This window comes from Streptomyces viridosporus T7A, assembly GCF_008704515.1.
Classification (GTDB): Bacteria; Actinomycetota; Actinomycetes; order Streptomycetales; family Streptomycetaceae; genus Streptomyces; species Streptomyces viridosporus.
Genome location: NZ_CP023700.1, coordinates 2,205,054 through 2,217,635 on the forward strand (window position 1 = coordinate 2,205,054; position 12,582 = coordinate 2,217,635).

12 protein-coding genes are annotated in these 12,582 nt (G+C 74.0%); 7 read left to right on the forward strand and 5 right to left on the reverse strand.

The genetic code is table 11. The features are described 5' to 3' along the window. Positions 1 to 21 precede the first annotated feature (21 nt). From CP969_RS10390 to CP969_RS10420, 7 genes are all read left to right on the forward strand, one after another. On the forward strand, positions 22 to 495 hold the full coding sequence (locus tag CP969_RS10390) for a GNAT family N-acetyltransferase (RefSeq protein ID WP_026085290.1): 474 nt from the start codon (positions 22 to 24) through the stop codon (positions 493 to 495). Between the two features lie 148 nt (positions 496 to 643). Further along, entirely contained in the window at positions 644 to 1,657 is a 1,014-nt protein-coding gene (locus CP969_RS10395; protein WP_004989729.1) for a hypothetical protein, read from the forward strand. Continuing rightward, positions 1,654 to 2,916 (forward strand): sensor histidine kinase, encoded by a 1,263-nt coding sequence (locus tag CP969_RS10400; protein ID WP_109541452.1) that lies wholly within the window; start codon positions 1,654 to 1,656, stop codon positions 2,914 to 2,916. Before CP969_RS10395 ends, CP969_RS10400 begins: the two co-directional genes overlap by 4 nt. A gap of 14 nt (positions 2,917 to 2,930) precedes the next feature. After that, a complete protein-coding gene (locus tag CP969_RS10405; protein WP_016826827.1) occupies positions 2,931 to 3,593 on the forward strand; it encodes a response regulator transcription factor in 663 nt (220 codons plus the stop codon). A 379-nt stretch (positions 3,594 to 3,972) separates the two neighbouring features. Then, a complete protein-coding gene (locus CP969_RS10410) occupies positions 3,973 to 4,578 on the forward strand; it encodes a SigE family RNA polymerase sigma factor (RefSeq protein ID WP_016826826.1) in 606 nt (201 codons plus the stop codon). Further along, positions 4,575 to 5,456, forward strand: coding sequence for a hypothetical protein (locus tag CP969_RS10415; RefSeq protein ID WP_016826825.1), 882 nt, complete (start codon positions 4,575 to 4,577; stop codon positions 5,454 to 5,456). The genes CP969_RS10410 and CP969_RS10415 overlap by 4 nt, the downstream gene beginning before the upstream one ends. Positions 5,457 to 5,554: 98 nt before the next feature. Next, a complete protein-coding gene (locus CP969_RS10420) occupies positions 5,555 to 6,385 on the forward strand; it encodes a pectate lyase (RefSeq protein ID WP_016826824.1) in 831 nt (276 codons plus the stop codon). Positions 6,386 to 6,595: 210 nt separating this feature from the next. Here the strand turns inward: CP969_RS10420 and CP969_RS10425 are convergent, their stop codons facing one another. From CP969_RS10425 to CP969_RS10445, 5 genes are all read right to left on the reverse strand, one after another. Continuing rightward, positions 6,596 to 7,663, reverse strand: coding sequence for a dienelactone hydrolase family protein (locus CP969_RS10425; protein WP_016826823.1), 1,068 nt, complete (start codon positions 7,661 to 7,663; stop codon positions 6,596 to 6,598). After that, entirely contained in the window at positions 7,660 to 8,781 is a 1,122-nt protein-coding gene (locus CP969_RS33785; RefSeq protein ID WP_016826822.1) for a pectinesterase family protein, read from the reverse strand. The genes CP969_RS10425 and CP969_RS33785 overlap by 4 nt, the downstream gene beginning before the upstream one ends. Positions 8,782 to 8,878: 97 nt before the next feature. Next, positions 8,879 to 10,210: a pectate lyase family protein gene (locus CP969_RS10435; RefSeq protein WP_026085289.1), complete on the reverse strand. Its 1,332-nt coding sequence runs from the start codon at positions 10,208 to 10,210 to the stop codon at positions 8,879 to 8,881. Positions 10,211 to 10,238: 28 nt separating this feature from the next. Then, positions 10,239 to 11,039 carry a rhamnogalacturonan acetylesterase gene (locus tag CP969_RS10440; protein ID WP_016826820.1) on the reverse strand — a complete coding sequence of 267 codons (801 nt, stop codon included), beginning with the start codon at positions 11,037 to 11,039 and terminating at the stop codon, positions 10,239 to 10,241. Positions 11,040 to 11,185: 146 nt separating this feature from the next. Next, positions 11,186 to 12,547: an ABC transporter substrate-binding protein gene (locus tag CP969_RS10445; protein ID WP_016826819.1), complete on the reverse strand. Its 1,362-nt coding sequence runs from the start codon at positions 12,545 to 12,547 to the stop codon at positions 11,186 to 11,188. Between the last annotated feature and the right edge of the window lie 35 nt (positions 12,548 to 12,582).

Below are 12,582 nucleotides of genomic sequence, written 5' to 3' on the forward strand. Positions count from 1 at the left end.
CCGACGGACGGGACGTACCCGATGGACATCGCCCTGCGTGCGGTGCACGACAGCGACCTGCCCGTCTTCTACCGGCAGTTGAACGACCCGGACGCCCTGCGCATGGCGGCCTTCACCCCCCGGGACCCGGCCGACCGGGACGCCTTCGACGCCCACTGGGCCCACATCCGCAGCTCGCCGGAGATCGTCGTGCGCACCGTGCTGGGCGACGGGGACGTGATCGGCCACGCGTCGGTGTACGGGGAGGCGGGCGAGCGCGAGGTGACGTACTGGGTCGACCGCGCGTACTGGGGCCGGGGCGTCGCCACGGCCGCGCTACGCGGGCTGCTGGCCGAGGTGACCGAACGCCCGCTGTACGCGCGTGTGGCCGCGGACAACACGGGGTCGCTGCGCGTGCTGGAGCGGTGCGGCTTCGAGGTCTCCGGACGGGCCACGGCGTACGCGCCCGGGCGGGACGCGGAGGTCGACGAGCTGGTGCTGGCCCTGGACGGCTGACCGCGCGCGGGGCCCGCGGCGCGGCCGGAGCCCGGCCCGGGCGGGCGCGGTGTGCGACCTCGCGCCGAGTGCCCCTCCCCCGTGCGGCGGAGGCGGATCGTCGCCGTGCAGGAGGTGCCCGCGGGCGGTCGCGCGGGACGGTGGGGGCATGTCACAGACCCTCGTCCCCACCGCCTCCGCCGAAGGCACCGCACTCCCCCGCTCCCGCAGGCTGCTGCGCGCCGTCGCCGTCGCGGCCTGCCTGCCGTACCTCACCCTCAAGGCCGCCTGGTTGATGGGCAGTCGCGTCGGCATTCCGGCGGACAGCCCGCTGCTGGACCACGGCACCGGGCTGCTCGTCGCGAACGTCCTCACGGTCCTGATGGACTGCGCCGTGATCGTGCTCGCGCTCCTGCTGACCCGGCCCTGGGGCCGCGGGGTGCCCGCGTGGCTGCTCGCGGCGCCGATGTGGGTCGCGACCGGGCTGCTGGCGCCGATCACGGCCGGCTATCCGCTCCAGTTGCTGGTGCACGCGCTCGGCGGGAGCGCCGGGGGCACCTCCGGCGGCACGGACGAGCCCTTCCTGCACACGTGGGTGTTCGCCGTCGTCTACATCGGGTTCATCGTCCAGGGCCTCGCGCTGGGCGCGCTGTTCGTGCTCTACGCCCGGGACCGCTGGGGGCACCTGTGGCGCGGCCGGATGCGGGACCTGCCGGCCGGGCCGGCGGGGACGGCGCAGCGGGTCCTCGCGGTGACGGCCGCCGTGGTCGCGCTGTTCCCGCTGACGCTCCGGGTCCTCTGGGCCTGCGGCGGCACGGCCGGTCTGAGCGCGGGCGCCGTCGCGGGCCGGGGCAGCGACTTCCACGTCCTGGAGACCCTGTACGCCCTCTTCCTCCTGGCCGCGGTCACCGGCGGGGTGCTGCTGGCCTTCCGGCGGGCCCCGGCTCTCGCGGTGCGGGTGCCGCTCGCCCTCGCCGGGATCGGCTCCGGCGCCGTGGCCTGCTGGGGCGGCTGGATGGCGGCGGTCGCGCTGATCCCCGGAGGGGATTCCGCCGACCACCCGACGAAGTTGATGTTCCTGACCTACGCTGGCCAGATGATCGTGGGCCTCCTCGTCGCCGCCGTCGGCGCCCGCTTCCTCGCGGCGCGGTCCGCCGGGGCAGTGCGGCGTCCGGTGACGTGAGGGCGTTCGCGCGGCCGCTGTTCGGGCGGCGGGCCCGCCTGCGCTGGGTCCATCTGATCCTGGGCGGTGCGCTCGCCATGCCGTACGTCTTCGTCGGCGCGGTCCTCGTCGGGCCGGCGGCCGACGACACCGGCGTCTTCACCTCGCTGCCCCTGCAGCTCTCCTCGTTCGGCATCGGTCTGCCCCTCGCCGCGCTCACCTCCCTGTTCCCGCTGACCCGGCCGCTGGAGAGCGCCGCCGTGCGCTGGCTGTGCGGGGTGGACGCCGACCGGCTCGCCGACGGGCCCGCCCGCGGCCGGGTCGCGAAGGGCCGTACGGCGGCCTGGTACACGCTGCACCTGGCGCTCGGCGGGATCGTCGCCGGGATGTCGCTGGCGATACCGCCGTTCGCCGCCGTGCTGATCGTGCTGCCGCTCGTCGCGGGGCTGCGGGACTCCCGGCTCGGGCTACCGGAGGTCCTCGACCACTCCTGGGCCCTGGCGCTCGCGCCGGTCGCGGGCGTGGCCTCGCTCCTGGCGCTGGCCGGCTGCGCGGCCGGGGCCGGGGCGCTGCTGGCCCGCTGGGCGCCCGCGCTGCTCGGCCCCACCCCCGAGGACCGGCTCGCCGCCGCCGAGGCACGCGCCGCCGACCTCGCCGTGCGCAACCGGCTGGCGCGCGAGCTGCACGACTCCGTCGGGCACGCGCTGAGCGCGGTCACCCTCCAGGCGAGCGCGGCGCGCCGGGTCCTGGACGGCGACCCGGAGTTCGTCCGTGAGGCGCTCGCCGCGATCGAGGAGACCACCCGGCGCACGGTGGGCGAACTGGACGCGGTGCTCGGGGTGCTGCGGGACGGCGACGCGCCCGGCACCGCCCCGGCACCCACGCTCGCCGACGACCTCGACGGCCTGCTGCGCCGCACCCGGGCGAGCGGGGTGACGGTGACGGCCCTGGTCGGGACGGCGCCGGAAGCACTGCCGCCGGTGCTGTCCCGCGAGGCCTACCGGATCGTGCAGGAGGGACTGGGCAACGCCCTCAGGCACGCCGGCGAGGGCGTCGCCGTCACCCTGCGCGTCGAGGTGCGGGACGGCCACCTGGAGATCACCGTGACCAATCCCCTGGCCGCCGCCCCCGGCCGGCGCCCCGGGCCCCGCCCCGGCGGCGGCCACGGCCTGCGCGGCATCGGGGACCGCGCCCGGCTGCTGGGCGGCTCCGTCCGGGCCGGCCCGGTGCGGGGAGACTGGCGGCTGCACGTGCGGCTGCCGATGCGGACGGCGACCTGACCGAAAGGACCCCCATGACCGGCCCCTCCCCGATCCGTGTCGTCCTCGCCGACGACGAGCGCATGGTGCGCACCGCGCTGCGGGCGATCCTCAGCGCCGAGCCGGACCTGGAGGTGGTCGGCGAGGCGGCCACCGGTGCGGAGGCGGTGTCCGTGGTGCGGGACCGCCGGCCCGACGTCGTGCTGATGGACGTCCGGATGCCCCTGGTCGACGGCATCCGCGCCACCGAGCGGATCCTCGCCGATCCCGGCGAGGCGCCCCGCATCGTCGTCGTCACCACCTTCGAGAACGACTCCTACGTGTACGACGCGCTGCGCGCCGGCGCCGCCGGGTTCCTGCTCAAGCGGACGGACGCCGACACGCTCGTGGGAGCGGTGCGGCTGGTGGCGCGCAGCGACACCCTGCTGTTCCCGGCGGCGGTGCGCACCCTCGCCACCGAGCACGCGCGCACCTCGCCCGCGCCTCCCGCCTGGGTGGCGCGGCTCACCGGACGGGAGAGCGAGGTCCTGCGGCACGTGGCGGCCGGGCTGACCAACGCGGAGATCGCACGGCGGATGGAGGTCGGCCCCGCCACGGTGAAGACGCACGTGGCGTCGGTGCTGGCGAAGACCGGCGCCCGGGACCGCACCCAGGCCGTCATCGCGGCCTACGAGGCGGGCTTCCTGCGCGGGAGGTGAGCGGCCGCCCGGGCCGTCCTCCGGCCGACGGGGCGCTCTGACGCCCCGTCAATTCCTTGGTGAGGGCGGCGGCAGGCGCGCGGGGTCGTCCCCGGCGCCGCAGGACGCCGCGCACGCTCCTCGGTGCCCGGGTGGTCCATGGCCGAGCACCGGTCGAACCGTGCCCGCGGGGGGTCGAGTCGGGATGTGTTTCGTGCTACGGAATCGAGTGTCGACCCGTCATACACCGTTCGGCCCTCCGCACGAACGCGTGAACGATCACTGCTACGCTCCGGATCCCGTTCGGCCGACGCCGGACGCTCACACGTCGCCCACAGGACGGACACAGCCAGACAGGTGCCCGCCGGGCGCCCGACGCCGCTGCGAGGGGAGGTAGGCCATGGGCACCGTCGTCGACGACACCGCCTCCGTGGAGTTCCACGCCTTCTTCGAGCGCCACTACGCCGAACTGTCCCGGCTGGCCCATCTGCTGACCGGTGAGGCGGACACCGCCGACGACCTGGCGGCGGACGCGCTGCTGGCGCTGTGGCACCGCTGGGACCGGGTGCGGGCCGCGGACCATCCGGTGGCGTACGCCCGGGGCGTGGTGGCCAATCTGGCCCGCACCCGGATCCGCGGCGCGGTGCGCGAACGGCGCCGGATCGCGCTGTTCTGGTCGCAGCGCGAGGAGCGGACCGAGAACCCCGACGTGGCGGGCGTGGTGGACGTGCAGGAGGCGCTGCGCCGGCTGCCGTTCCGCAAGCGGGCGTGCGTGGTGCTGCGGCACGCCTTCGACCTGTCGGAGAAGGACACCGCGCTGGCCCTGGGCGTCTCGGTGGGCACGGTGAAGAGCCAGACCTCGAAGGGGATGGCCGAACTGCAGAGGCTGCTGGGCACCCGGGAGGTGCCGCAGCGGGTGCACGCGGCGGTGGGGACGGCCGCCCGCGGGGACACGGCCGCGGGCGTGCGGAAACGCTCCGGTGGGGCCGAGGGAAGGGACCGGTGACGATGCGGCGGGACGTGCACGAGGAGCTGCGCGCCCGGCTGCAGGAGGCGGCCGGGGCGCACGAGCCCGACCGGGAACGCATGCTGGCCCGGATCGAGCGCGGCATGGCCGGCCCGGCCCGCCCGGACCACCGGGCCCGGCGTCCAACGGTGTTCGGCTGGCTCCGGGTGGCGGGCGCGACGGCCGCGGTGGCCGGTGTGCTCGCGGTGGGCGGTTACGCCGTCGCCTCCGCGGTGAAGGGCGACGAGGCCCCCTCGCAGCGGCACGTGGCCGTCTCGCCGGTCCCGGCGCCCACGCCCTCCCCGGAGGCGACGAGCAGGGCGCCCGTGCCGCCGGTGGAGCCCTCGACGGACGCCCCGGACCGGCCGCGGGACACCGGCACCCCGCCCGCCGGGACGCCGACCCCGTCCGGCACCGTCCGGCCGCCGGCCGGGGTGGAGGACGGGCCGCTGTGGTCGGACGGCTCGGTGGACCCGCACAGCAACGAGTTCTGGGCGCAGAGCAACGTCACCCTGAAGACCACCGAGCGGCTGACCGCGCTCACCGTGGAGCTGCGGATCGCGCAGACCGGCGGGGTGACCTCCACGGGCGCCTGGCGCTCGCTGCCCGAGGCCGACTTCGGCCTCACGGTCCGGGAGCGGGACGGCTTCCTCGTCTACACCTGGGCGCTGAAGGAGGGCCGTACGGTCCCGCCGGGCGAGTGGGTGTTCGCGGGACAGTACGACCACGCACGCGGCGGCCGGGACGCCGGGGGCGACCGCTACACCGCGACGGCCGCCGCCGGTTCGCAACGGCTCTCCGTGGGCGGTGACTTCGCGCGCCAGGGCGACAAGGACACGACGGACGGGGGCGGTTCGTCCGACGACGGGGACTCGTGACGACCGGCTCGTGGAGAATTCCTCGGAAGAGCGGCAACCCTTCCCGCACCGGTGGCGACCAAGAGGCGCAAAGATCCTCCCCACGCAAGGAATTGGGCATGACTGCACGAGCCGAACAGCGCGTCTCCCACCGGCGCCGGACCGCGAAGAGGCGGGCGGCGATCGCCGGGTTCTCCGCGCTCGGCGTCACGGGTGCGGCGATCGTCACCTCGACGATGCTGTCCACCGCGGGCGCCGCCTCCGCCTGGCCCTCGGACACCGGCGGCAAGCCGGTGTCGAAGACCGTGCCGGTCTCCGGCGTCTACGACGGCGGCATGAAGCGCTTCTACGGCACCGGCGCCCTGGGCGGCGACAGCCAGGACGAGGGCCAGGACCCGATCTTCGAACTGGCCGACGGCGCCACGCTGAAGAACGTCGTCATCGGCACCCCGGCCGCCGACGGTGTGCACTGCAAGGGCAGTTGCACGCTGCAGAACGTGTGGTGGCTGGACGTCGGCGAGGACGCCGCCAGCTTCAAGGGCAAGTCGTCGTCGGCGCAGTACAAGGTGATCGGCGGCGGCGCGAAGAAGGCCGACGACAAGGTGCTGCAGTTCAACGGCGCGGGCACGCTGACCGTGAGCGGCTTCCAGGTCGAGGACTTCGGCAAGCTGGTGCGCTCCTGCGGCAACTGCAAGACGCAGTACAAGCGCACGATCGTGCTGAAGGACATCGACGTGACCGCGCCCGGCAAGTCGATCGTCGGCATCAACACCAACTACGGCGACACCGCCACGCTGTCGGGGATCCGCGTCCACGGCGACGGCAAGAAGAAGATCAAGACCTGCACCCGCTTCCAGGGCAACAACTCGGGCAAGGAGCCGAAGGACCTCGGCTCCGGTCCCGACGGGACGTACTGCAAGTTCTCGGACTCGGACATCACCTACCAGTGACCCCGCCGCGTCCGTGACCCGGCTCCGGGCCGCCGTTCCGACGTCCGGCGGCCCGGTCCCGGTGCGCCCGACCCCCCTCGGGCGGCCGGAGTCCCGGCTCTCCGGACCCCCATCCGGACGGGCCGACGAGGGCGCCCCCGCCGGTACCACACCCGGCGGGGGCGTCCGCGGTGCGGGGCGTCCGCGGCCCCCGCTGGACCGGGCCCGGTCTCACAGGACGGAGCCGAGCCAGGCGTGGACCTCCTCCTGCATCGCGGCGTCGAAGACGTGGCCGGTCCCGGGCCAGACCTTCAGCCGCAGCCGTTCCCCGGCCCCGCACGAGTTCCAGACGGCGCGCAGCCTGTCGTACGCGGCCCGCACCCCGTCGGCGGGGAACAGGGCGTCGCGCCCGCCGTGGAAGAACAGCATCGGCCGGGGTGCGGCGATGCTCGCCACGTCGGGGATGTCGAGGTACCGGGCGAGCCCGGGGTGGAGCATGTGGAACGCCGACTGCCCGCGCAGCGTGTTGTTGCCGGGGACCATCATCTCCTTCAGGCCCGTCATCCAGCACACGCTCGCCGCGGCCGCGACGTCGTCGCCGAGGGCGGCGACCTGCCAGGCGCGGTAGCCGCCCATGGAGAACCCGAGGGCGGCGACCCGGCGCGCGTCCACCCGGTCCAGTCCCGCCAGGAAGGCCGCGGCCCGCTGGTCCTCGCGGGCGTGGAGGCCGGCGAGCGAGGAGCCGAGGTTCAGGAGGTTGCTCGCCAGCGCCTGCTGCTGCTCGTAGGCGAGGGGCCCGCGGTCGCCCCAGCCGAGGGCGTCCAGGCACAGCACCACGTGGCCGCGCCGGGCGAGTTCGTCCCCGACGAAGCGGCCGTCGAAGTGCCGGGCGGCCCACTCCTCGGCGGAGGCGAGCCGGGTGTCGTCGTACCAGGGCCGGACGGCCTTCTCCTTGCCGATGTCGAACCGGGAGCCGTGGTCGTGCAGCAGCAGCACGGCCGGGAAGGGGCCGGGGCCCCGCGGGGTGAGCAGGGCGCCGCGGACCCGTGCGTAGCGGGTGAGGGAGACGGTCACCAGCTCGCGCGTGAAGCCGTCGGCCTCGGCGCGGTGCGTGAACTCCGGCGCGTGCGGGGTGTCGTCCTGGCGGGGGACGACCAGCAGCTCCTCCACCTTGGCCCGGGCCGCCCGCCGCCACGCGGGGAAGTCGCGGATCGGCGAGGTGCCCCAGGCGAGCGGGAAGCGCAGGTCGTCCTTGAGCGCCCGGTGGAGGCCGGGCGGGCCGGGGAAGGGGGCCGTCACCGGGGCCGCCAGTCCCCGAGGTGGGCCTTCGGGGTGTGGGACGCGGCCTCGGCGCGACCGAGCTGGGGCCGGTTCTCCGGCACGGTGATCACGGCGCCCGGCCCGGTGTTGCGGTACTCGGCGAAACGCTGCTCCTGCCAGGGGTGGCCGCTCGACATGTCCGTGTACGGCGCGACCGCGTCGATGCCGGCGCCGAGGTGGGTCTCCCGGACGGTGAGCATCGGCCGGGCGGTGGGGTCGGAGCTGGGCACCCAGGGGCGGGCCAGCTTGTAGAAGCCGTCGGGGGCCTCGCTGCTGATCCGGCTTCCGGTGACCAGGTAGCCGCGCGGGTTGGCGCCGGCCGTGGAGGGCGCGAAGACGAAGCCGTACGGGGCGCCCGTCAGGTCGGGGCGGACCAGGGTGCGGAAGTGGCAGTGCGCGAAGACGGCGGTCGCCCGGCCGAAGACGACGTCGACGTCGCCCTCGACGTAGCAGTGCGCGAAGTACTGGCGGGCGAAGGTGCCGAGGGAGAGGGTGTCGGCGTACAGGGTGTCCTGGTGGCCGAGGAACCGGCAGTGGGTGAAGGCGCTGCGGTCGCCCTGGACCTTGAGGGCGACGGCCTGGGTGCCGCCGGTTCCGGGGAGGTCGGTGCGCAGCCAGTCGTTGGCGAAGGTGATCCCGCGGGCGGTGAAGCCGTCGGGGCGCAGGGTGGTGGTGGCCGAACCGGAGGTGCCGAGGGTGCCGCCGCCGGGCTTGGGGGTGCCGGCCGCGTTGTCGTACACGATGACCGTGTCGCGGGGGTTCCCGGAGGCGCCGAGCCAGGTCATGTCGGTGCGGTCGGCGTCGACCGAGACCGTCTCGCGGTAGGTGCCCGGTGCGACGACCAGGGTGCGCCCGGTGCCGGTCGCGGCGTCCACGGCGGCCTGGACGGTGGTGAAGTCGCCGGCGCCGCCCGGGTGGACGTACAGGGTCTTCGGGGTCAGGCGCGCGGCGGGTGAGCCGTACCGGCCGAACGGGTGGCGCGGCCGGCCCGCGGCCCGTGCGGTGGTGGTGGGCAGGGCGAGCGCGGTGCCGGCCGTGGCGCCGGCCAGCAGCAGGCCCCTTCTGGACAGGGGCACGGGGCCGTGGGGCGGACGCATGCGGGTGCTCCTTCGGTGCGGACGGTGCGAAGGCCGGGGCGGGGGCGCCCCTCAGTGGGGGTGGGACGCCTCCCGCCCCGGCCGGCTCTCGGGGGTGTCAGCGGATGCGGCCCGCGCCCGCGTGCCGCTTGACCAGTGCCGGGACCGCCTGCGCCGGGTGGACGGCGGTGCGCAGCACGGGGGTCCACCCGGCACCGGACCGGAGGGCCGCCTCCGGGTTCTCCGCGTTGTGCGCGGCGATCAGGTCCACGCGCTTGCCGTTGACCCGGTTGTGCGCGGCGGTGAGCGGCGAGTCGTTCCACCGCTTGAGGACCTTCGCCGGGCTGACGCCCTTCGGCAGGGTGAACGCGTTGTGCTCGGCGACGAGTCGGGACTCCTTGCCGATGCCGAAGCTGTAGCCGTAGCCCGCGTCGGCCACGAAGTGGTTGTTGTACACGTCGACCTCTCCGAAGCGGACGCGCGGCGTGCGCTCGGTCAGCTTCGAGAAGAGGTTGTGGTGGAAGGTCACCTTCAGCTTGCCCCGGTCGCCGACGGCGGTGGACTCGCTGTCGCTGTTGCCGATCAGGATCGTCTTGTCGTGCTCGGTGAAGACGTTCCAGGAGGCGGTGACGTAGTCGGAGCCCCGGACGATGTCCAGCTGTCCGTCGTGCTGCTGGTACAGCATGCCGAAGTGGACGGGTGCCTCGCTGTCGGGGTGCTCGCCGTCGGTGAAGGTGTTGTGGTCGAACCAGACGTGCGTGGAGCCGTACACCACGGCGGTGTCGTACTCGGAGTTCCAGTTGCCCCGGTCGCCGTCGGTCGGGTCCCACTGGGGGAAGCAGTCGACCGGGCTCTCGAGGGTGAGGTTGCGGACGATGACGTTGTCCACGTTCCTGATCTGCAGGCTGGCGCCCTTGATCCCGGCGTTCCTGCCGATGCCGATGAGGGTGGTGTCGGCGGGGATGTTCACCTTGATGGCCCGGTCCTGGTTCGCGGCCGACACCCTGCGCAGCCCCTCCGGGCTGTCGTCGGGCTCGGCGCTCAGGTCCTCCTCGTACCCCCAGGCCTGCGGGGAGTACTTCTCGAGGTAGGCGCCGAAGTCGTAGCCGGGCGCGGCGAACGCCTCACAGCCCTGGGAGACCGCGTCGATGGTCCCCTTCACCTTGATGATCCTCGGCGCGCTGCCGCCGTCCGCCAGGGCGGCCTTGAACTCGGCCCAGTTCGTCACGGTGTACACGTGCCGGGCGTCCGCGGCGGCGCCCCCGGTGGTGCCGGTGCCGTGGGCGGCCCAGCCGTCGTTCGGGGCCAGTGTCTGCCGGGCGGCGTCGCGGTGGGGGGACGGGGAGTGCGCCTGGGCTCCGGTGCCGGCCAGGGCCAGCACCAGGGCGGTGCAGCCGGCCAGCGAAGCGGTTCTCACTGTGGCATGGGCATGCCACTTCGTTCCGTTCACGGTGCTGTTCTCCTTGGGTTCGGGGGTGTTACGCGGTGGCCTCCGGCCAGGTGATCCACGACTCCGGGACCGTCTCGTCCAGCCTGCGCACGTCGCGCGGCGCGAGCACCCGGGTGCGCAGCAGCTCCCGGGCGACCAGTCGTGCCACGGCGATCGCGCCCGGCGGGTTGAAGTGCGTGTTGTCCTGCTCGGTGGGCGTCCAGTTGAAGTACTTCGTGGTCTCCTCGGCCCCGAGTTCCCGCCACAGCGCCAGCGACAGGGCCTGGACGTCGAGCAGCGCCACCCGCTCCTCGCGGGCCAGCGCCCGCATCGCCGCCGGGTACTCGCCGTGGCTCGGCACGGCGTCGCCGCCCGCGTCGAACCGCCGCCGCTCCACGGCGGTCGCCAGCACGGGCCGCACCCCGCGGGCCCGCGCCCCGTCGACGTACAGCCGCAGGTACTGCCGGTACGTCGACCAGGGCTCGGTGTAGCGGCTCGGATCGGTGGCCTTCTCGTCGTTGTGCGCGAACTGGACCAGCAGGAGGTCCCCGGGCCGGGCGGAGGAGAGGATCGCCTCGAGCCGCCCCTCGTCCACGAAGCTCTTGGAGCTCCGCCCGTTCACGGCGTGGTTGGCCACGTCCAGGTGCCGGTGGAGGAAGAAGGGCAGCGCCGTGCCCCACCCGGTCTCGGGAGCGGCGTCGGCGTACTTCCGGGCGGCGGTGGAGTCGCCGGCGATGTGGAGGGTGCGGGCGCGGCGGCCGGGGGCGGCCTGCGCGGTGCCGGTCGTGGCGAGGGCGAGGGGAACGGCGGCGAGTGCGGCCGAGGAGACCCGTCTGCGGCTCAGGGACACGGGGCGGTGCCTTTCGGTGGGGGACCTGGACCTTTCGGAAGGGAGACCCGGACCTGTCGGCAGGGGGAGGGAGGGCTCTGCGGAGGGAGGGGACGGCCCGCGGCCCGGAGCGGACGGGCCGTCCCACGGCGGGTCCGCGAGCGGACTCACCCCATCTGCTCGTCCCACTCCGCCTGCGCCTCGTTCAACTGCTCGGCCAGCCTGTCCAGGAAGTCCTTCGCGCTCAGGTCGCCGTTCAGCACCTTCTGGAAGTTCGGCTCGTTGTCGGCCTTGGAGATCGTGTTCCAGTCCGGCAGGTAGTACGGCAGCTGGACGATGGTCGTGGAGCCGTCGTTCAGCGCGTCCGCGGCCAGCTTGGTCGGCTCCGCCTTCGCGATCCACGCGTCCTTCGCGGCGTCCGTGTGCGACGGCACCTGCCCGGCCGACTCGTTGAACTTCGAGTTCGCCTCGTGCGAGGTGGCGTACTCGATGAACTTCCAGGCGGCCTCCTTGTTCTTGGAGCTCTTGAACAGGCCCAGCCCGTCGACCGGGTTGGAGACCTGGACCCGCTTGCCGCCGGGGCCGGTGGGCTGCGGGATGCCGCGGAACTTCTCGGCACCGAGCGCCTTCACGTGGTCCTGGTAGGACCCGAGGTTGTGGTTGAGCATGCCGATCGTGCCGGAGTCCCACTGCGCGACCATCTTGGTGAAGTCGTTGTTCAGGTCGGCCGCGGGAGTGACCTTCTTGAACAGGCCCGCGTACTTCTCCAGGGCCTCGACGTTCTTCGGGTCGTTGACCGTGGCCTTCTTGCCGCTGGAGTCCCAGAACGTGGTGATGCCGGACTGGCCGTACATCGCGTCCAGGGCCTGGGCGATGGAGCCGGCGCCGCCGCGGATGGTGTAGCCGAACTCGTTCTTGCGCTTGTTCGTGAGCTTCTCGGCGGCCTCGTAGAAGCGGTCCCAGGTCGTCGGCTCCTCGAGGCCCGCCTTCTCGAACAGGTCGGTGCGGTAGTACAGCACGCCGTTGTTAGCGGAGGTCGGGATCGAGTAGAGCCTGTCGTCGCCGCCGCCGGCGGCGCGCAGCGACTCGACCATGTCCTTGTTGAGCTTGCCGTTCAGGGAGGACTTCTCCAGGCGGTCGTCCAGCGGGTCGAGCGCCTGCTGCGCGGCGAAGCCCGCGAGCATGGCGGCACCGACACCGCCGACGTCCGGCAGGCCGCCGCCCTGGATGGCGGTGTCGACCTTGGACTGGTACTCGGTGGCGGCGATGCCGACGTACTCGACGTCGATGCCCGGGTTCGCCTTCTCGAAGTCGGCGATGACCTCCTTCCAGATGTCGGTGCGGACACCGCCGTTGTTGTCCCAGAAGACGATCTTGCCCTTGCCGTCGCCCTCGGCTCCCTTGTCGCCGCCCGCTCCGCTGCCGTCGTCGCCGCAGGCGGTGGCGGTCAGGGCGAGCACGGCCCCCAGGGCGACGGCGGCCGAGGTGCGGCGCCTGCCGGTGCTGCTTCTGAGATTGCTGATCTTCATCGGTCGGCTCTCTTCTCCTGGATCCAACGGGATGT

Coding starts and splice junctions, on each gene's coding strand:
- CP969_RS10405 (WP_016826827.1), top strand. CDS start 2,931: ATGACCGGCCCCTCCCCGATCCGTGTCGTCCTCGCCGACGACGAGCGC.
- CP969_RS10445 (WP_016826819.1), bottom strand. CDS start 12,547: ATGAAGATCAGCAATCTCAGAAGCAGCACCGGCAGGCGCCGCACCTCG.
- CP969_RS33785 (WP_016826822.1), bottom strand. CDS start 8,781: ATGCGTCCGCCCCACGGCCCCGTGCCCCTGTCCAGAAGGGGCCTGCTG.
- CP969_RS10390 (WP_026085290.1), top strand. CDS start 22: ATGGACATCGCCCTGCGTGCGGTGCACGACAGCGACCTGCCCGTCTTC.
- CP969_RS10420 (WP_016826824.1), top strand. CDS start 5,555: ATGACTGCACGAGCCGAACAGCGCGTCTCCCACCGGCGCCGGACCGCG.
- CP969_RS10410 (WP_016826826.1), top strand. CDS start 3,973: ATGGGCACCGTCGTCGACGACACCGCCTCCGTGGAGTTCCACGCCTTC.
- CP969_RS10395 (WP_004989729.1), top strand. CDS start 644: ATGTCACAGACCCTCGTCCCCACCGCCTCCGCCGAAGGCACCGCACTC.